At 64.0% G+C, this 19,284-nt stretch carries 20 protein-coding genes; 3 read left to right on the top strand and 17 right to left on the bottom strand.

The features are described 5' to 3' along the window. The first annotated feature begins 142 nt into the window (after positions 1 to 142). Complete coding sequence (locus tag NMB96_RS09565) at positions 143 to 526, top strand: GtrA family protein (protein ID WP_006450430.1); 384 nt, start codon at positions 143 to 145, stop codon at positions 524 to 526. A 188-nt stretch (positions 527 to 714) separates the two neighbouring features. Here NMB96_RS09565 and NMB96_RS09560 read toward each other — a convergent pair whose 3' ends face one another. The 10 genes from NMB96_RS09560 to NMB96_RS09515 all read right to left on the bottom strand — a co-directional run bounded on the left by NMB96_RS09560 (position 715) and on the right by NMB96_RS09515 (position 8,969). Beyond that, on the bottom strand, positions 715 to 1,284 hold the full coding sequence (locus NMB96_RS09560) for a chorismate mutase (RefSeq protein WP_255086746.1): 570 nt from the start codon (positions 1,282 to 1,284) through the stop codon (positions 715 to 717). A gap of 235 nt (positions 1,285 to 1,519) precedes the next feature. Next, a complete protein-coding gene (locus tag NMB96_RS09555; RefSeq protein WP_184409146.1) occupies positions 1,520 to 1,942 on the bottom strand; it encodes a F0F1 ATP synthase subunit epsilon in 423 nt (140 codons plus the stop codon). A gap of 168 nt (positions 1,943 to 2,110) precedes the next feature. Then, entirely contained in the window at positions 2,111 to 3,517 is a 1,407-nt protein-coding gene (gene atpD / locus NMB96_RS09550; RefSeq protein ID WP_023902450.1) for a F0F1 ATP synthase subunit beta, read from the bottom strand. Between the two features lie 122 nt (positions 3,518 to 3,639). Further along, complete coding sequence (gene atpG, locus NMB96_RS09545; protein WP_006450426.1) at positions 3,640 to 4,503, bottom strand: F0F1 ATP synthase subunit gamma; 864 nt, start codon at positions 4,501 to 4,503, stop codon at positions 3,640 to 3,642. A 189-nt stretch (positions 4,504 to 4,692) separates the two neighbouring features. Then, on the bottom strand, positions 4,693 to 6,240 hold the full coding sequence (atpA, locus tag NMB96_RS09540; RefSeq protein ID WP_055824757.1) for a F0F1 ATP synthase subunit alpha: 1,548 nt from the start codon (positions 6,238 to 6,240) through the stop codon (positions 4,693 to 4,695). A 47-nt stretch (positions 6,241 to 6,287) separates the two neighbouring features. Next, positions 6,288 to 6,815, bottom strand: a complete 528-nt coding sequence (locus tag NMB96_RS09535; protein ID WP_176341648.1) for a F0F1 ATP synthase subunit delta — start codon at positions 6,813 to 6,815, stop codon at positions 6,288 to 6,290. 3 nt (positions 6,816 to 6,818) lie between these two features. After that, positions 6,819 to 7,289: a F0F1 ATP synthase subunit B gene (locus NMB96_RS09530; protein WP_006450423.1), complete on the bottom strand. Its 471-nt coding sequence runs from the start codon at positions 7,287 to 7,289 to the stop codon at positions 6,819 to 6,821. A gap of 113 nt (positions 7,290 to 7,402) precedes the next feature. Then, a complete protein-coding gene (atpE, locus tag NMB96_RS09525) occupies positions 7,403 to 7,705 on the bottom strand; it encodes a F0F1 ATP synthase subunit C (protein ID WP_002814105.1) in 303 nt (100 codons plus the stop codon). A 72-nt stretch (positions 7,706 to 7,777) separates the two neighbouring features. After that, a complete protein-coding gene (atpB, locus tag NMB96_RS09520; RefSeq protein ID WP_006450422.1) occupies positions 7,778 to 8,578 on the bottom strand; it encodes a F0F1 ATP synthase subunit A in 801 nt (266 codons plus the stop codon). A 25-nt stretch (positions 8,579 to 8,603) separates the two neighbouring features. Further along, positions 8,604 to 8,969 (bottom strand): hypothetical protein, encoded by a 366-nt coding sequence (locus tag NMB96_RS09515; protein WP_005920882.1) that lies wholly within the window; start codon positions 8,967 to 8,969, stop codon positions 8,604 to 8,606. Between the two features lie 529 nt (positions 8,970 to 9,498). Here NMB96_RS09515 and NMB96_RS09510 point away from each other — a divergent pair. Then, positions 9,499 to 10,311, top strand: a complete 813-nt coding sequence (locus tag NMB96_RS09510; protein WP_023902449.1) for a hypothetical protein — start codon at positions 9,499 to 9,501, stop codon at positions 10,309 to 10,311. 284 nt (positions 10,312 to 10,595) lie between these two features. On the opposite strand, the gene lpdA is transcribed toward NMB96_RS09510, so the two are convergent. The 5 genes from lpdA to NMB96_RS09485 all read right to left on the bottom strand — a co-directional run bounded on the left by lpdA (position 10,596) and on the right by NMB96_RS09485 (position 16,578). Then, on the bottom strand, positions 10,596 to 12,428 hold the full coding sequence (gene lpdA, locus NMB96_RS09505; RefSeq protein ID WP_255086745.1) for a dihydrolipoyl dehydrogenase: 1,833 nt from the start codon (positions 12,426 to 12,428) through the stop codon (positions 10,596 to 10,598). 16 nt (positions 12,429 to 12,444) lie between these two features. Then, positions 12,445 to 13,092, bottom strand: coding sequence for a hypothetical protein (locus NMB96_RS09500; RefSeq protein ID WP_255086744.1), 648 nt, complete (start codon positions 13,090 to 13,092; stop codon positions 12,445 to 12,447). Beyond that, entirely contained in the window at positions 13,089 to 14,879 is a 1,791-nt protein-coding gene (locus NMB96_RS09495) for a dihydrolipoyllysine-residue acetyltransferase (RefSeq protein ID WP_023902445.1), read from the bottom strand. Before NMB96_RS09495 ends, NMB96_RS09500 begins: the two co-directional genes overlap by 4 nt. A gap of 128 nt (positions 14,880 to 15,007) precedes the next feature. Beyond that, positions 15,008 to 15,766: a DUF2884 family protein gene (locus tag NMB96_RS09490; RefSeq protein ID WP_255086743.1), complete on the bottom strand. Its 759-nt coding sequence runs from the start codon at positions 15,764 to 15,766 to the stop codon at positions 15,008 to 15,010. Positions 15,767 to 16,017: 251 nt separating this feature from the next. Further along, on the bottom strand, positions 16,018 to 16,578 hold the full coding sequence (locus tag NMB96_RS09485; protein ID WP_023902442.1) for a DNA-deoxyinosine glycosylase: 561 nt from the start codon (positions 16,576 to 16,578) through the stop codon (positions 16,018 to 16,020). A 141-nt stretch (positions 16,579 to 16,719) separates the two neighbouring features. Here NMB96_RS09485 and NMB96_RS09480 point away from each other — a divergent pair, with 141 nt between their 5' ends. Next, positions 16,720 to 17,391, top strand: a complete 672-nt coding sequence (locus tag NMB96_RS09480; RefSeq protein WP_006450414.1) for an OmpW/AlkL family protein — start codon at positions 16,720 to 16,722, stop codon at positions 17,389 to 17,391. A 234-nt stretch (positions 17,392 to 17,625) separates the two neighbouring features. Here NMB96_RS09480 and NMB96_RS09475 read toward each other — a convergent pair whose 3' ends face one another. Further along, positions 17,626 to 18,183, bottom strand: a complete 558-nt coding sequence (locus tag NMB96_RS09475) for a CcdC protein domain-containing protein (protein WP_006450413.1) — start codon at positions 18,181 to 18,183, stop codon at positions 17,626 to 17,628. A 163-nt stretch (positions 18,184 to 18,346) separates the two neighbouring features. Further along, positions 18,347 to 19,150 (bottom strand): MetQ/NlpA family ABC transporter substrate-binding protein, encoded by an 804-nt coding sequence (locus tag NMB96_RS09470; RefSeq protein ID WP_006450412.1) that lies wholly within the window; start codon positions 19,148 to 19,150, stop codon positions 18,347 to 18,349. Positions 19,151 to 19,284 lie beyond the last annotated feature (134 nt).

Below are 19,284 nucleotides of genomic sequence, written 5' to 3'. Positions count from 1 at the left end.
AAGCGTTCCAAAACGTGAGATGGACAAATTCTAGTCGCTGTCTCGGCAGCGCGTCGTTACCGCATCGCCGTCTTTTGGTGATTACGATTTTTAAGCGCCGCTGCCGTTAGCATGAGCGCCCTCTCACGATCACCCGGCCCGCATGAGTCTGTTCCGCCAAGGCAGCCAGTTCACCCTGATTGGCGCCCTGCAATTGGCTGTGGATTGCGGCATCTTCATTGCCGCCACGGCGGCGGGCATGCCGACAGTGCCTGCCAATCTGCTCGGGCGCATCAGCGGTGCAGTGCTTGGCTTCTGGCTAAACGGCCGCTACACCTTCGCCCAGGAAGGTGGTGCACGTCTGGGCTGGCAGCGCTTCCGCCGCTTTGCGGTGATGTGGCTGGTGCTCACACTCATCAGCACCTGGCTGCTGTCGGCGACGGTGGATCTGCTCGGCCTGCGTCAGGCCTGGCTGGCCAAACCGCTGGTGGAAGGCGGGTTGGCGATCGTGTCGTTTTTTCTTGGCCGGCATGTGGTGTATCGCTGAGCGAGCGCACTGACGCTAACGCAGTGACCGAAGACGCTGCTGCTTTCGATTGAAGAAAACGCGATCCATGTCGCCGCCAGGTGCAGATCAGCCAATACACGTCTAGCGCATCGCTGATCGCGTGCTCGGTAGAGCGTCCCCCTCCTGAGGGGACGATCGGTGCTTGAGTGCTGGTGGCGGTGCGGGGTTTAGTGGCAGAAATCGCCCAAGCTGCGCACCAGTGCGGCGCGATGCAGCGCATCCAGCTGCCATTGCGCCGCATAATGCGCTGCTGCGCGCGCGGTGCTGGCCGGGCACCCGGGCGCTGCGCGCAAGGGTGCAACGTCGGCCAATGCATCGAGCAATTCGCCTTGCAGCTGATCCAGGCGCACACGCAACGTCGCCAGATCCGGACGTGCGGTGTCCGGCGCGCGTCCGCGTTCGCGCCAGTGATTCAACAATGCGTATTGCACTGCCTTGTTGGCCTCGATCTGCGCCGCAAAGAACCGCGCCGCATCGTCGGCATCCAGCCCGTGCGCAGCGGCCTGATCGCGCACGCTCTGCAGCACCGCCGCCTCGCGGGTCTGATCCAGCACCGGCTTGCCGCTGTCCCACTTGCTCAGCGCCACCGCATCGCCGATCGCATTGCGCTGCACGATGCGATCCAGCAACGGATCCAGCGGCGGCTGGCTGCGCGCCGGCAGCGCACACCCCAGCATCGCCACGGCCAACAGGCCAGTCAGCGCGAAACCACGAAAACCATCGATCTTGCGGGCCATCTGGCGTTCCTTAACGGGCATGCATGAGCTGCCGGACCGCTGGCAAGCAGCGGCACGATGTAAGGCATGCAGTGTGCCTGCTGCCTCGACGCGTGCGGGCCGCATCACGCACGCGCATCCGCAAAAACGAAAAACGCCGACACGATGGTCGGCGTTTCGATTTCTACACGCGCAGCTGGCCGTGCTTCCAACCCTCGGGGTGCATGCGCCATCCGACGCCCGCATGCCCTGACACTCAGTGCTTGAGAGTGCGACGCAAACGTTCGAGCGCCTGCAACTGCACGGTCGCCTCGGTCAACCGACGCTGTGCTTCCGCCACATCCACCGCGTCGCCACGGTTGGCCAGCAGACGTTCGGCCTCTTCCTTGACCTTGCGCACGGCGGCTTCGTCGATGTCCTGCGCGCGCACCGCGGTGTCGACCAGCACGGTCACCACCTGCGGCTGCACTTCCAGGATGCCGCCGGAAATGGCGAAGTCCAGCTGCTCGCCACTGGCGGTGGTGACCACCACCTTGCCCGGCTTCAGCCGCGTGATCAGCGGCGCGTGCTTGGGCGCAATGCCCAGCTCGCCCAACTCGCCGGTGGCCACGACCAGCGTCGCCTCACCGTGGAAGATTTCCTTCTCGGCGCTGACGATGTCGCAACGGATAGTGCTCATGGTGCCTCACTCTGTGAGGCGGGGAATCGGGAATCGGGAATCGGGAATGGGAAGAGCCGCTGGCTGCGTACGCTTCCTGGTTCCCACATTTCCGACTCGCCTACAACCCGCCTTTACGATTCCCGATTCCCGATTCCCGATTCCAGCCGCACAGCGGCTGGGATCGCATCAGGCCTTGGCGCTCATCTTGTTGGCTTTCTCGACCGCTTCTTCGATGCTGCCGACCATGTAGAACGCCTGCTCCGGCAGGTGGTCGTACTCGCCGTCGCAGATCGCCTTGAAGCCGCGGATGGTGTCCTTCAGCGAGACGTACTTGCCCGGCGAGCCGGTGAACACTTCGGCCACGTGGAAGGGCTGGCTGAAGAAGCGCTCGATCTTGCGTGCGCGCGACACCGACTGCTTGTCTTCTTCGCTCAGCTCGTCCATGCCCAGGATCGCGATGATGTCCTTCAGTTCCTTGTACTTCTGCAAGGTCTGCTGCACGCGCTGGGCGGTGTCGTAATGCTCGTGACCGATCACCAACGGGTCCATCTGGCGGCTGGTGGAATCCAGCGGATCCACGGCCGGATAGATACCCAGCGAGGCGATGTTACGGCTCAGGGTGACGGTGGAATCCAGGTGGGCGAAGGTGGTCGCCGGCGACGGGTCGGTCAGGTCGTCCGCAGGCACGTACACGGCCTGGATCGAGGTGATCGAACCGCTCTTGGTCGAGGTGATGCGTTCCTGCAACACACCCATTTCCTCGGCCAGGGTCGGCTGGTAACCCACTGCCGACGGCATACGGCCGAGCAGCGCGGACACTTCGGTACCGGCCAGCGTGTAGCGGTAGATGTTGTCGACGAACAGCAGCACGTCCTTGCCCTTGCCGTTCTCGTCCTTCTCGTCGCGGAAGTACTCGGCCATGGTCAGGCCGGTCAGCGCAACGCGCAGTCGGTTGCCCGGCGGCTCGTTCATCTGGCCGTAGACCATCGCGACCTTGTCCAGAACGTTGGAGTCCTTCATCTCGTGGTAGAAGTCGTTGCCCTCACGGGTACGCTCGCCCACGCCGGCAAACACGGACAACCCCGAGTGCGCCTTGGCGATGTTGTTGATCAGTTCCATCATGTTGACGGTCTTGCCGACGCCGGCGCCGCCGAACAGGCCGACCTTGCCGCCCTTGGCGAACGGGCACATCAGGTCGATGACCTTGATGCCGGTTTCCAGCAACTCGGTGCTGGAGGACTGGTCTTCGTACGACGGCGCAGCGCGGTGGATTTCCCAATGGTCCGAGGCCTGCACCTCGCCGGCTTCGTCGATCGGACGACCCAGCACATCCATGATGCGGCCCAGCGTCCCGGCGCCGACCGGCACCGAAATCGCACGCTCGGTGTTGGTGGCCAGCAGGTTGCGCTTCAGGCCGTCGGTGGAGCCGAGCGCAATCGTGCGCACCACGCCATCGCCGAGCTGCTGCTGCACTTCCAGGGTGATTTCGGTGCCTTCGACCTTCAACGCGTGATAGACCTTCGGCACTTCATGGCGCTGGAATTCGACGTCGACGACCGCGCCGATGATCTGAACGATCTTGCCCTGACTCATTTGGATAACTCCACTAATGTCTGTTCGATTCTGGTGTCGGGATTGGGGAAACGGGATTCGGGATTGGGAAGATCAAGTGCCACTGCCTCGACCATTCCCGATTCTCCATTCCCTATTCCCGGCTATACGGCGGCCGCGCCGCTGACGATTTCCGAAATTTCCTGGGTGATCGCCGCCTGACGCGCCTTGTTGTAGACCAGTTGCAAGGTGCCGATCATCTTGTTGGCATTGTCGCTGGCGGCCTTCATCGCCACCATGCGCGCGGCATGTTCGGAGGCCACGTTTTCCAGCACGGCCTGATACACCAGCGACTCGATGTAGCGCGTCATCACGTGCTCCAGCACGCTGGCGGCATCGGGCTCGTACAGGTAATCCCAATCGTGATGGGCCACCTTGTGCTCGGCGGCCGGCAGCGGCAGCAGCTGATCGAAGCTGGCCTTCTGCGTCATCGTGTTCACGAAGCGGTTGTAGACCAGATACACGCGATCGACCTTGCCTTCGGTGAAGGCATCCAGCATCACCTTGATCACACCGATCAACTGCTCGATGTGCGGGCTGTCGCCCAGATGGGTGACGCTGCCGACCATGTTGACCTTGATGCGGCGGAAGAACGCCGAGGCCTTCTGACCGATGGTCACCACGTCGATCTCGGCGCCCTGCTCCTGCCACGGGCGCACTTCGCCCAGCATCTTGCGGAACAGGTTGTTGTTCAGACCGCCGGCCAGGCCGCGGTCGGAAGAGATCACGATGTAGCCGACCCGCTTGACCTGCGCACGCTCCATCAGGAACGGATGCTGGTAGTCGGTGCTGGCCTGCGCCAGATGCCCGATCACCTGCTTCATGGCCTGCGCGTAGGGGCGCGAGGTCTTCATGCGGTCCTGCGCCTTGCGGATCTTGGAGGCCGAGACCATTTCGAGCGCGCGCGTCACCTTGCGGGTGTTCTGCACGCTCTTGATCTTGGTTTTGATTTCGCGTCCGCCTGCCATTGCTCGCTCGCTTCGCTGGTGGGATTCGGGATTGGTGATTCGGGATTGGCCAAAGCCTCCCGCATCCCGCACCACGACTCCCGAATACCTGAATCTGGAGATTCGCAAGTGGTGCTTCGAGTGGCCTAAGCCCCCGAACCACCGCTCTTACGAATCCCGACTGCCCAATCCCAAATCCCGGCTACTGACTTACCAGCTACCGGTGGTCTTGAACTCTTCGATGCCCTTCTTGAAGCCGGCTTCGATGTCGTTGTCCCAACCGCCGGTGGTGTTGATCTTGGAGATCAGCTCACCCTGGGTGTTGGCGAAGTGCGCGTGCAGGCCTTCTTCGAACGCCAGCAGCTTGTTGACCGGCACTTCATCGAGGTAGCCCTCGTTGACGGCATAGATCGACAGCGCCTGGTTGGCGATGGACATCGGCGCGTACTGCTTCTGCTTCATCAGCTCGGTGACGCGCTGACCGCGCTCGAGCTGCTTGCGGGTGGCTTCGTCCAGATCCGAGGCGAACTGCGCGAACGCAGCCAGCTCACGGTACTGCGCCAGCGAGATACGGATGCCGCCGGACAGCTTCTTGATGATCTTGGTCTGGGCCGCACCACCGACGCGCGACACCGAGATACCGGCGTTCACGGCCGGACGGATACCGGCGTTGAACAGGTCGGTTTCCAGGAAGATCTGGCCGTCGGTGATCGAGATCACGTTGGTCGGCACGAATGCGGAGACGTCGCCAGCCTGCGTTTCGATGATCGGCAGCGCGGTCAGCGAACCGGTCTTGCCGGTCACCGCACCGTTGGTGAACTTCTCCACATATTCCTCGGACACGCGCGCAGCGCGCTCGAGCAGACGGCTATGCAGATAGAACACGTCGCCCGGATAGGCTTCGCGACCCGGCGGGCGCTTGAGCAGCAGCGAGATCTGGCGGTAGGCCACGGCCTGCTTGGACAGATCGTCGTACACGATCAGCGCGTCTTCGCCGCGGTCCATGAAGTATTCGCCCATGGTGCAGCCGGCGTAGGGGCTGATGTACTGCATCGCGGCCGATTCGGACGCGGTCGCCGCCACCACCACGGTGTGTGCCAGCGCGCCGTTCTCTTCGAGCTTGCGCACGATGTTGGCAACGGTCGAGGCCTTCTGGCCGATCGCCACGTAGACGCACTTGATGCCGGTGCCCTTCTGGTTGATCACCGCATCGATCGCCAGCGCGGTCTTGCCGGTCTGGCGGTCGCCGATGACCAGCTCGCGCTGGCCGCGGCCGATCGGGATCATTGCATCGACCGACTTGTAACCGGTCTGCACCGGCTGGTCGACCGACTTGCGCCAGATCACGCCCGGCGCAACACGCTCCACCGGTGCGGTCTGGGTCGCGCCCAGCGGGCCCTTGCCGTCGATCGGCTCGCCCAGCGCGTTGACCACGCGACCGAGCAGCTCCGGACCCACCGGCACTTCCAGGATGCGGCCGGTGGTCTTGGCCACGTCGCCTTCGCGCAGGTTCTCGTAGTCGCCCAGCACCACGGCGCCGACCGAATCACGCTCCAGGTTCAGCGCAAGCGCAAAAGTGTTGTTGGGCAGTTCGATCATTTCGCCCTGCATCACGTCGGCCAGGCCGAAGATGCGCACGATGCCATCGGACACGCTGGTCACGGAGCCTTCGTTGCGCGACTCCGCGGACAGCTTGACCGTCTCGATGCGGGTCTTGATCAGGTCGCTGATTTCGGAGGGGTTGAGCGTGGTTGCCATCGTTCAGTCCTAGGTGCCGGCCGCGAGGGCCATGCGTTTATGTGAATTCAGTGGGCGAGCGAGCTTTGCAGACGCGCGAGCTTGCCCTTCAGCGAGCCGTCGATGACCACGTCGCCGGTGTCGATCACCGCGCCGCCGATCAACGAAGCATCCACCGCGGTAGTGATGTCCACCTCGCGGCCAAAACGCTTCTTCAGCGCAGCAGCGATCGTGTCCAGCTCGGTCGCGGTCATTTCGGTTGCCGAGGTCACCGTCGCCTTGACGACATGTTCGGCCTCGGCGCGCAGCTGTTCGTACAAGCCTGCGATTTCCGGCAGCACCGACAGGCGCTGCGCATCGGCTAGCAGGCCAAGAAAACGCAGATAGTCTTCGCTCGCCGTTGGCGGCGCCAGCAACGTCACTGCCTGTTCCTGGCTCAGGGCCGGGTTGAGCAGCAATGCAGCCACGCGCGGGTCGCCGGCCACCTGCGCCGAGAACGCCAGCGCATCGGACCAGAGTGCGAAGGTACCGCCCTCACGCGCGATCGCAAACGCGGCACGGCCGTAGGGACGGGCAAGTGTGAGGGCCTGGCTCATCGATTAAATCTCCGCCGCCAGCTCGTCGAGCAGCGCCTTGTGGGCGTTGGCATCGATTTCGCGCTTGAGCAGCTTCTCGGCACCGCTGACCGCCAGCACCGAGATCTGCTTGCGCAGTTCTTCGCGGGCACGGGTGGCAGATGCGTCGATTTCGGTCTGCGCCAGATCCTTCTGACGGTTGGCTTCGGCAATTGCCTCGTGCTTGGCCGCTTCGATGATCTGGTTGGCGCGCGCATGGGCCTGATCGATGATCTCGTTGGCCTTGGTGCGTGCGTCCTTCAGTGCTTCGTTGACCTTTTCCTGCGCCTGCGCCAGATCCTTCTGACTGCGATCGGCCGCAGCCAGACCTTCAGCGATCTTTTGCTGACGCTCTTCGATCGCCTGCAGCAGCGGCGGCCAGATTTTGGTCGCGACGATCCAGATCAGACCGGCGAAGGCCAGCGCCTGGGCAAAGATGGTAAGGGTGATGTCCATGGGTCGCTCAATCGCTCTTTAGGGGTGAAAGCGCCGCCGCATGGCGACGCTTTCCGACCTTCATCCGCGGAGACAACCGCACGCGGTTGGCCCCACATCCTGCTACCGCTGGATCAGCCAGCAGCCTGCGACAGACGCTCGATGAACACCTGGGCCAGCGGGTTGGCGAAGGCGAACAGCAGGCCGACAGCGACACTGATGATGAACGCGGCGTCGATCAGGCCGGCGGTGATGAACATGCGGACCTGCAGCACCGGGATCAGTTCCGGCTGGCGCGCGGCAGATTCCAGGAACTTGCCAGCCATGATGGCCAGACCGAGGCCGGCACCCAGCGCGGCCAGGCCGATCATGATGCCGACGGCGAGGACGGTGGAGCTCTGGACTTGAGCGAGGTTGGTCAGGACGGCGAGGTACATGGTGATCTCCGAACGAAAGTTTCTAAGGGTGATGGATGAATCGGGATGAAGCAGATGAAGGGTGCAGCAAACTCAGTGACTGTCTTCGGCAAGGCTCAGATACACGATCGATAGCATCATGAAAATGAAGGCCTGCAGCGGAATCACCAACAGGTGGAACAGCATCCAGCCGAGGCCGAATACGCCGCCAGCAACCATGCCGGCGATGCCCGCACCGCCCAGCACCCAGATCAGCAGGAAGACGATCTCGCCGCCGAACATGTTGCCGAACAGTCGCATCGCCAACGAAATCGGCTTGCTCAGCCACTCGACGATGTTCAAAAGCAGGTTGAACGGCATCATCCACTTGCCGAACGGCGCCGTCAGGAATTCCTTGGTCATGCCGCCCACGCCCTTGGAGCGCAGCGAGAAGAAGATCATCAGGAAGAACACGCTGATCGACATGCCCAAGGTGGCATTGACGTCGGCGGTCGGCACCGGCTTCCAGGCGTGGATGCCTGCCCAGCCCAGCGGGATGGCGATGAAGTCGGCCGGGATCATCTTGATGAGATTCATCAACAGGATCCAGAAGAAGATCGTGATCGCGATCGGGGTCACCAGCTTGCTGGTGCCGTGGTAGGTGTCCTTGGCCTGCCGGTCGACGAACTCCAGGCAGATTTCCACGAACGCCTGCCACTTGCCGGGCACGCCGGCGGTGGCATTGCGGGTCGCCGTCCAGAAGCCGACGACCATCACCAGGCCCATCAACACGGCCATGACCAGGGTGTCGACGTGGATGGTCCAAAACGTACCGCCACCCTCGCGAACCGGATAGATCAGGTTCTGCAAGTGATGCTGGATATAGGAGGTAGGTGTTGCTGCCTCGCCCGCCATGTGTCCGGAGCCCTTTAAGTTCGAATCAACGCCTGGCCAGAGCCAGAACCTGAAAAATCAGCCCGATGGCGATACCCGCCAACAAAGCCAGAGGAGGCAGCCGCCACAGGCCGAAGCCGAGCGCCAGCGCCACGAAAACCAATACCCACTTCAACACCATCGCCAGGATCAACCGGACCATGGCTATACCTGCCGCCTGGATCCCGCCCCCTAGCGCGGTCCGTGCTGCGACCCAGCCGCCCAGTACCGTCGCAAATCCGGTCAACGCCAGACCGGCAGCGTAACGGGGACCGACCAACAGCAACCCCAGACTGGTTATAGCTACAGCGGCAAGCGGATATACCGCAGCGCGCAGCATCAACCGCCGACCCGCGTCAACGGAGTTCAGCACTACGGTTACCTTACGTGTGAATGAGTGGGAAGCGCAGATGCGCCTCGTCGAGCCGCGAAAGTATAGCAATGGGACAAATTGCGAGACAACCGGCAGAAGTCACTGGCTGCTGCGGCGCACCATACAGGTGCTGCGGCAACGGGTGGGAACTTTGCCACAAACAGACGGTCATAACCTACGAGGCCTGCACATCCTCGTCGAAAGGTACTGCCGCAGGCTGCGTCTAGGAGCCCTGGGAGACCGGGGCTCCTGCTTTTTACGCATTTTGTCGCACCCTGCGACCTTCCCATCGGCGGTCCAATCGACGCGTTCCTGGCGCGATACCAGCCGCATCGTTTCGTTATTGGCGCCTCGATTGCGCGGCGCACGACTAAAGTCGAACTGCCCGCGGCACCGGACCGTTTTGTCCGATTGCTATTTAGGCTTTCACATCGAATCGACAGCTCGTTCACTTGTGAACGACACCATTTTATCGATAGTGCGCGCCACAGGTCGGTTGCCTGCCTCTCTTAGAACGATGGAGTTCCCCATGAAACACCTTCTCGCACTGGTCATCCCGTGCGTACTGGCTGCCGCTTATGCCGCGCCTGCCCATGCCGAAGACACCGATGATCGCTTCCAGATTCGTCTCGGTGCGATGAACGTCGACAACGACAACACCATCCGTGGCAACACGCTGGTGGTAGGCAACAACGTGTCGGTCAATGAAGATTTCAAGCTCGGCGGCAAGGAATGGGAGCCGCGTGTCGATGGCGTGTTCCGCATCAGCACCCGTCAGCGCCTGATCTTCGATTACTTCAAGTACGACAAGGATCGCCGCGAGACCCTGACCCAGGATCTGAGCGGCGGCGGCATCACCGTGCCGACGGGCAGCTTCATCAAGGGTGAGCTGAAGTATCAGGTCGCCACCCTGGTGTATGACTACTCGGTCATCGATTCGCCGGAATTCAGCCTGGGCCTGCAGCTCGGTGCCGAATACGCCAAGGTCGAAGCCAACGCCTATGCCGATCTGGGCAGCGTGTTCAGCGGCGACGTGTTGAACGAGAAGGCCGACGGCGTTGCGCCGGTGGTCGGTATCCGCTTCACCGCGCGTCCGAGCGAGCATTGGCTGTTCAACGTGCAGGGTCAGTACCTCAACACCAGCTGGGGCAACTTCGACGATTACAAGGGCGACCTGAGCCGCGCCAACGCGATTGCCGAATACCGCTTCACCAAGAACTTCGGTCTGTTCGCCGGCTACGACTGGTTCAAGCTCGACGTCGACCAGCGCGGCAGCGATGGCCTGATCGGTTTGAAGCAGGAGTTCAAGGGTCCGGTTGCAGGCGTGACGTTTGCGTTCTGAGTCGCTCCTAGCATAGTACTCAAAAGGCCCGCTTTTTGCGGGCCTTTTGCATTTTTCCATGTGCCGAATGCGCCGCTATGGCGTTGGGCAGAGGTGCGCGGCGACGTACACATAGTCGGCCAACGGCGTCTCACCCACGCTGTCGCGCCGCACGTCCACCTGATCTGGATCCTCGATGGCCTGGGAATCCAACGGGCTTGCTGTGCGATCAACACCACGACGCCCAAACGACGACGCCCCGCGCAAGGCGGGGCGTCGTTGGCACTGCACGCAATGTGCGCGGCTTACTTCTTCCTCGGGATGTGCAGGTCGGTGATGGTGCCGTCGTAGACTTCGGCGGCCATTCCGACCGATTCGCTCAGGGTCGGATGCGCGTGGATGGTGTGGCCGATGTCTTCGGCCTCCGCGCCCATTTCGATGGCCAGACCAATTTCGGCCAGCAGATCACCGGCATGCACGCCGACGATGGCACCACCGATCACGCGATGCGTTTCTTCATCGAAGATCAGTTTGGTGAAGCCTTCGGTGCGGCCGATGCCGATTGCGCGGCCACTGGCGGCCCACGGGAACTTGGCCACGCCAACCTTCAGGCCCTTGGCCTTGGCTTCGGTTTCGGTGACGCCGACCCATGCGATTTCCGGGTTGGTGTAGGCGACCGACGGAATCACCCGCGCCACCCATTCCTTCTTCTCGCCGGCAGCCACTTCGGCGGCCAGCTTGCCTTCGTGGGTGGCCTTGTGCGCCAGCATCGGGTTACCGACGATGTCGCCGATGGCGAAGATGTGCGGCACATTGGTGCGCATCTGCCGATCGGCCGGGATGAAGCCGCGCTCGGTGACGGTGACGCCGGCCTTATCGGCGCCGATCTTCTTGCCGTTGGGCGTACGGCCCACTGCGACCAGCACGCGATCGTAGGCGGTCGCCTGCAGACCCGGCTTTTCGCCTTCGGTCGCGGCTTCAAACGACACCGTGATGCCGCTCTTGTCGGCGGTGACGTCGGTGGCCTTGGTCTTGAGATGGACCTCCACGCCCTGCTTCTTCAGGCGGTCGGCCAGCGGCTTGACCAGGTCCTTGTCGGCGCCCGGCATCAGCTGGTCCATGAACTCGACCACGGTGACCTTGCTGCCGAGCGCGCTGTACACCGTGGCCATTTCCAGGCCGATGATGCCGCCGCCGACCACCAGCAGGGTCTTGGGAATGTCGTGCAGTTCCAGCGCGTCGGTGGAATCCATCACGCGCTTGTCGTCCCACGGGAAGTTGGGCAGCTTCACCGCCTGCGAGCCGGCGGCGATGACGCAATGCTCGAAGCGCAGCAGCTGGGTCTTGCCGTCGTCGCCGACGATCTCCAGCTCGTTGGGCGAGACGAAGCTGGCCACACCGGTGACGGTGCGCACCTTGCGCTGCTTGGCCATGCTGGCCAGGCCACCGGTGAGCTTGCCCACCACTTTTTCCTTGTACTCGCGCAGCTTGTCCAGGGTGATCTTGGGCTGGCCGAAGTCCACGCCGAAATCGCCGGCATGGGCCACTTCATCGATCACCGCGGCGGCATGCAACAGCGCCTTGGACGGGATGCAGCCGACGTTGAGGCAGACCCCGCCCAGGCTGGCATAGCGCTCGATCAGCACGGTGTCCAGGCCGAGGTCGGCGGCGCGGAACGCGGCGGTGTAGCCGCCGGGGCCGGCGCCGAGCACCACCATCTTGCATTCGATATCGGCCGGCTTGCCGCTGGCCAGCGCCGGCTTGGACGGCGCCGGCTCGGCCGGGGCGCGATGCGAGGGCGTCACCGGCGGCTTGCTGCCCGGCGCGGCGGCCGGTGCAGCAGCAGCCGGCGCAGGCTTGGTGTCGGCCTTGGCGGGCGCAGCCGGTGCAGCGGCCTCGCCTTCGGTTTCCAGCAGCAGCACGACCGCCCCTTCGGACAGGTTGTCGCCGACCTTGATCTTGAGCTCCTTGACCACGCCCGCAGCCGAGGACGGCACTTCCAGCGTGGCCTTGTCCGATTCCAGCGTTACCAGGCCCTGATCCTTGACCACGCTGTCGCCGACGGCGACCAGCACTTCGATGACGGGGACATCGCTGTAATCGCCGATGTCGGGAACCTTGATTTCAATGACCGCCATTTGCTTCTCCTGTGGCTCAACCGGCCGTGCCGGCAAGCGTCTGCTGGAGTTCATCCAGCGACGATTCGATTTGGGTCCAGCGCTTGTCGCGCTTCTTTTCCTTGCCTTCGCTGGCTTCGATCAGCAACGCGGCCTGCTGCACCAGCAACTCGCCGGCGCCGCAGCCCGGACGCGCGCCGCTGTAGCGCACGCCATCGACCTGGAACGACAGCACCTCGCCCTCGTTCACCGGCGCGGTGCGTCCGGTCGGTGCGAGCTGGGTCAGTGCGGCGGTCCAGTTGCTGACCAGGCGCTTTGCCAACGCTGCCGGAATCGGAATTTCCACCGTTTCCGGGGTCTGCTTGGTGCGGAACTGCACGCTGCCGCGATCGCTCTGGCTGACCCAGCTGTAGACGCGCTCGTCGGCGCGGCTGTGGCGCAGGGTCCAGTCGGCGCCGTCCTTGCCCGGCAGCAGCGAGACGCCGCTTTCCACGCCGCGGGTGGGCAGCGTGAGCAACGACAAGCTTGGCTTGCCGCCAGCATCGAGCAGCGTGGTCACCGCGGTGCCGTAGTTGCCCACCGCCGGCGGCCAGCCGCGCCCGAGCGCGCTCTCGCACTCGCGTGCCGCCGCAGCCGTGCACGGCAGCACGCCCAGCAGGGCGAGCGTCAGCAGCGCCGCTCTCACAGCAGGACGCGTCGCATGTCGGCCAGCACCTGGGCGAGATAGGTGGTGAAGCGTGCAGCCAGCGCGCCGTCGATGACGCGGTGGTCGTAGCTCAACGACAACGGCAGCATCAACTTGGGCGCGAACTCCTTGCCGTTCCACACCGGCTGCATCGCCGACTTGGACACGCCCAGGATCGCCACTTCCGGCGCGTTGATGATCGGCGTGAACGCCGTACCACCGATGCCGCCGAGCGAGCTGATCGAGAAGCAGCCGCCGCTCATGTCGGCCGGGCCCAGCTTGCCGTCGCGCGCCTTCTTGGCCAGCTCGCCGCTTTCCTGCGCGATCTGCAGCACGCCCTTCTTGTCGACATCGCGGATCACCGGCACGACCAGACCGTTCGGCGTGTCGGCGGCAAAGCCGATGTTGATGTACTTCTTCAGCGTGAGGTTTTCGCCTGCCGCATCGAGCGAGGCGTTGAACTCGGGGAATTTTTTCAACCCCGCGGCGCTGGCTTTGACCAGGAAGGCGAGCATGGTGAGCTTGATGCCCGCCTTCTCGTTTTCCTTGTTGAGGGCCACGCGCAGGGCTTCCAGGTCGGTGATGTCGGCCGATTCGAACTGGGTGACGTGCGGAATCATCGCCCAGTTGCGTGCCAGGTTGGCACCGGAAATCTTCTTGATGCGCGACAGCGGCTGGGTTTCGGTCTCGCCGAACTTGCTGAAGTCCACCTTCGGCCAGGCCAGCAGGTTCAACCCATTGCCACCGCCGGCCGGCGCAGCACCGGCCGCGGCAGGCGCGCCGCCACTAAGTGCGGCCTTGACGAAGCGCTGCACGTCTTCGCGGGTGATGCGGCCGCCCTTTTCGCTGCCCTTGAGCTGGTTCAGATCCACGCCCAGCTCGCGTGCGAACACGCGCACCACCGGGCTGGCATAGGCCACCTTGGACGGCAGCACGCTGTCGGCGTCGAAGGTCACCGGCGGGCTGGACGGGTTGCCGGCCGATGGCTGGCCGCCCTGTGCAGGCTGCGACGCCTCGCTGGAGCGCGCGCCCTGTACCTGCGCGATCTCGCGCTGGGCCAGTTTGTCCGGTACCGCGGACACCGCGACCGGCTCGACCTTGCCCGCCGTTTCGGCGGTCTCGGTGGTGGGCTTGGCCGGGGACTGCGCCGCACCGGCACCGCCATCGCTGGCCGCGATGATGGCGACCACATTGCCCTGCGAGAGCGTGTCGCCGACCTTGACCTTGAGTTCCTTGACCACGCCGGCGGCCGAGGACGGCACTTCCATCGTGGCCTTGTCCGACTCCAGCGTGACCAGGCTCTGGTCCTTGGCGACGGTATCGCCGACGGCGACCAGCACTTCGATCACCGGGATGTCGGTGTAGTCGCCGATGTCGGGCACAAGCGCCTCGACCAGGCCGCCTTCCGAGGATGCGGCAGGCGCGGCCGGCTCAGCCTTGGCGGCCGGGGCGGCAGCGGGCGCGGCCTTGGCCGGAGCAGCGGGCGCAGCCGCCGGAGCGGGCGCAGCCGCCGGAGCGGGGGCAGCAGCGGTCTCGGCGCCGGCATCGGCCACTTCGATCAGCGCCACCAGCGCGCCCTGCGACAGCGAATCGCCGACCTTGACCTTGAGTTCCTTGACCACGCCGGACACCGACGAGGGCACTTCCATCGTGGCCTTGTCCGATTCCAGCGTGACCAGGCTCTGGTCCTTGCTGACCGTATCGCCGACCGACACCAGCACCTCGATTACCGGGACATCGCTGTAGTCACCGATATCGGGGACAAGTGCTTCCTTGATTTCGGCCATACGGGGAACTCCGGCAACAGAATGGGGAAACCCCTATTGTGGCCGGCTGCGGGCCGCAGCGCCAACCATTGCCGTGGAAAAAGTCGCACACCGGGTGGGATGCAGCGTTTGCGCACGCACGCGCTGGATCATTTCGAGGCGCGTCGATCCACCCGCAACAGTTGCAGTGGCTCGCCCGAGGGCAAACGATACGCCAGCGCATTGTCCAAGCCATCGAGCGCTTCCACCCGCTCGCACAGTTGCTGCGCGCGCGGCCGCAACGCACGTGCCTGCGGCTCAATCAGGCGCTCGATGCGCGCTTCCACGCCATCCAGCGACCGCAGCTGCACATCGTTACCGGTCAATGCCGACTGCACCGCACCGGCGACGACATCGCCGATCAGTTGCGGCAGCAGCTCGGCCACCATGGCGCCGATGTCGTCATCGATGTCGATCGTGGTGAGCTGGCTTTTGCTGAAGCTCTGCTTCAGGCGCGTATCGATCTTCTCGCGCACGTTCGCCATCTGGGTGCGGGTGGCCTCCGGGGTGCGGCTGAAACCGGCCGCCACCTCGCCCAGCGCGGTGACGGCGATGTCGGCCGCTTCGCGCCCGACCTCCTGCGCCAGCGGTACCACCTCGCGGGTCTGGCGCTCGAACTGGATCAAGCGGGCGCGATCGTCCGCGCTCAGTGCGACCCAGCGGTCGTCGACGAACAACGCGCCCTGGCGCATCACCAGACGCTGCGGCGTGCCCGATTCGCGGATCAGGATCAGGCTGCGCGGGTTGAGCGTGAGGTCGTAGTCGCTGCTGACTTCGCAGTGCAGGTCTTCGGCCGCTGCCGCGTCCGCGACACCGAACATGCCTGCCAGCAGCCCTAGCGCCATCATCAATCCGTGCTTGCTCGTCATCGCGCTGCTCCGTTGTGCATTGGGTGCAGCATGCCCGCGCGTGCCGGACGCGTGCCTGTGCCGGACGCTGGCATGACTTATGGCCGATAGCGGTGCCGCAGCCGGTCAAATTGGCGCTGCAGTTGGTATGCGCGTTGGTTCAAGCCGCTAAAACGCGTGCACATCGCTCGACCGGCATCATGCGCCTCGCTCGTGTCTCGATCATGGGCATGTCTTCGATCACGACGTCGATGCATGCCTGGCCAACGTCGCTAGTCCAAGGCATCGCGCAACGGCTGCCAGGCGTCGCACAAACGTTGCAACGACCACGCTGCGTTGGCCGGGCTGGTGGACGGCAACGCCCAGACCGGCACTGCCTGCAACTGCGTTGGCAACAGCGGTTGCACGTGCCGACGCCACGCCTGCGCCGCAGCGGCACCATTGCAGGCCACCGCGCGCAGCTGCGGCAGCGTCGCCAGGCGCGCCGCCAACGGATTAACCACGATGCTGCTAGCGACGATGGCCGTATCCAGGCTGCCGCGCCGTTCGCATTGGCCGATCACATCCCACACGCCGACGCCGCAGTGCGCCAACGCCTCCAGACGTTCGGCATACGCGGCGCTTGCATCGATACCCAGCAACACCTGCATCAACGGCCAGAACCGATTGCGTGAGTGCGCGTAGTACATCGCCGCGTCCAGCGAGGCGTTGCCGGGCATCGAACCGAGCACCAAGACACGGCAATCGCCAGGAATGTGCGCTGGCAGGCCTTGCAACACGTCGTTTTTCGTCACGGCGATCGCACCTGGGTGAATGTCTTTTTCAGCTTGCATGTCGCAACCACGGCCTTCTCCGGAAACTTGCTGAACAAACGAAATTTTAGCGAGCTGCGGGTGGGCGTGGATTCAGATTTTCAGGAATAGCTTTGGCGCGGCCCACTCCACGGGCCCAACAAGAACACGAGGAGACCCCCAATGCGTTCCATTTCCATCCTGAGCCTGGCTGCTGTATCCGCACTTGCGTTTGCGCCGTCTGCTTTTGCACAAGACACCACCTACACCGGTGACACCTCCTCGGCTTCCACCAGCGCCGATAGCGCCTCTGGCAAGCATTGGGCAGTGGTCGGCGGTGTGGCCCTGATCAAGCCGAAGAACGACCCGGCTCCGGGCCTGGACGTCGATGGCGGCCCGGCGCCGACGCTGAGCGCCAGCTACTACATCAACGACAACTGGGCCGTTGAACTGTGGGGCGCAGCCGACAAGTTCAACCACCGCGTCAACGCCGATGGCGTGGGCAAGGTCGGTACCGTTGAGCAGCAGCCGATCGCCATCAGCGGCCAGTACCACTTCGGCCAGGCCGATAACGTGTTCCGTCCGTTCGTGGGCGTGGGCTACTACGAGTCGAACTTCAGCAACGAGAAGATCGACGCTGCCTCGGCCAGCGGCCAGCACGTGGGCCTGGACACCGCCAAGGGTGTCATCGGCACCGTCGGCGTGGACATGAACATCAACTCCACCTGGTTTGCACGTGCCGACGCCCGCTACATGCGTTCGCGTCCGGAACTGCGCGAAGGCGGCCAGGGCACCGGCAGCGAGCTGGAACTGGATCCGTGGACTGTCGGCTTCGGTGTCGGCGCGCGCTTCTAAGCACGTTCGACTAAGTGTCAGTTGAAGAAAAACGGGCCGCAAGGCCCGTTTTTTTATGCGTGGAAAGCGCGGCGCTCTACACATTTCGGAGCGCTGAATCGCGCGCGCTCTGTGTGCGAATGCCGGGCGGGATGGGGCGGGCTTTGCGCGCCGGTGCCTACTGCGTGCCAGTGTGAATGCCGCCGGTGCCAGTGCCAGCGAAGCATCGACATGCGCTCACGTGCAGGCGCCAGCTCAACGCCAGTAAACGCTGCCGCGCAGGCGCGCACTGCGCCAACGCCACCACAGCAAGGTGGCATACGCGAGCGCATAACCAAGCAATACGCCGGCCGCGCCCAGCAGACTGGCATGACTGAGCCAGCCTTCCGTGGGCCAGGCCACGCCCTGCCAGGCGCTGCGCCAGCCCTGCACCATGCCGGCGATGACGCGTACCACCACCAACGCCGTCACTGCGAGCACCAGCCACAGATTGGGCCGGTAAAACAGGCCCTGCTGGGTGCGCTCGAAGCGGGTCAACCGCAACGCCAGCAGACCCAATGCCAGCCCGCAGGCCCAGCCGAACGCGGCATGGCTGATCGCGCCGGGCCAGAATGCCGCAGCAACCAGCGCGAAAATGACGAACAACACGTTGGAGAGCGCAGCCGAGGCCAGATTGATCATCAACAACCATCCGCGGGCCTGTCGCCGCGCAGTACCGACCCGGAAGCGCTGCACCAGCGACAACGGAAACAGCACAGCGAACACCGCCAGAGCGATGATCACGGCCAGCGGAATAGCGAGGAGAAGTGGCATCAGATGCTCAGTTGCGGCGAACAGTGGTTAGCAAAACGTCGCGGGGCGCGCGTCAGGCGGAGGTGGACGGCGCGCTCAGGACCGCAGTGCACGAGAAATGTATGCCGCGACGGGTACCGATCGCACCCGCCTGGCCACTGCACAGCCGTGTTGATGACCGCTCTTAAAACGCCGGCAACACCGCGCCCTTGTACTTCTGCTCGATGAAGGCCTTCACTTCTGGGCTGGTCAGGGCCTTGGCGAGCTTCTGCACGCGCGCATCGTCCTTGTTGTCCGGGCGGGCTACCAGGAAGTTCACGTACGGCGAGTCCTTGCTTTCGATCGCCAGTGCATCGCGGGTCGGATTGAGCCCGGCGTCGAGTGCGTAATTGGTGTTGATCAGCGCCAGATCGACCTGATCGAGCACACGCGGCAGCATTGCCGAATCGAGCTCGCGGAACTTCAGCTGCTTGGGGTTCTCGACGATGTCGCGCTGGCTGGACAACGCGTTGCTGGGATCTTTGAGTTTGATCACGCCGGCCTTGTCGAGCAGGATCAGCGCGCGGCTGTTGTTGCTCGGGTCGTTGGGAATCACCACGTCCGCGCCGGTGGGCAGCTCGGCCAGCGTCTTGAAGCGGCGCGAATACGCACCGAACGGTTCGATATGCACGCCGACCACGGTCACCAGCTGGCTCTTGCGGTCGCGGTTGTAGGCGTCCAGATACGGCTCGGTCTGGAAGTAATTGACGTCGATCTGCTTCTGCACGACCTGGTCGTTGGGCTGCACGTAGTCGTTGAACACGCGCACGTCCAGCTTGACGCCCTGCTTGGCCAGCAACGGTTCGACCACCTCCAGGATCTCGGCATGCGGCACTGCGGTGGCGGCCACGGTCAGCGTGTCGCCGCCGCTGCTGCCGCCGTTACCGCCGCAGGAGGCCAACGCCAGCGTGGCCGCAGCCAGAAGGGAACGAAACGCAAATGTGCTCATGTAGGGATCCGTGGGAGGAGGAATGCGGCACTGCCGCAAGAGGTAAACCTAGCAGACCGCGGGTGCAGCGGCGATTCGCAAGCCCATGTTTCGTGCGTGACCCTCCACGCCACGCGGCACCCGGTCGCAGCCGA

This window comes from Xanthomonas hortorum (assembly GCF_024339125.1).
Lineage (GTDB): Bacteria > Pseudomonadota > Gammaproteobacteria > Xanthomonadales > Xanthomonadaceae > Xanthomonas > Xanthomonas hortorum.
Note: the sequence above shows the minus strand (reverse complement) of the source record. Positions and strands in the feature narration are given on the sequence as shown.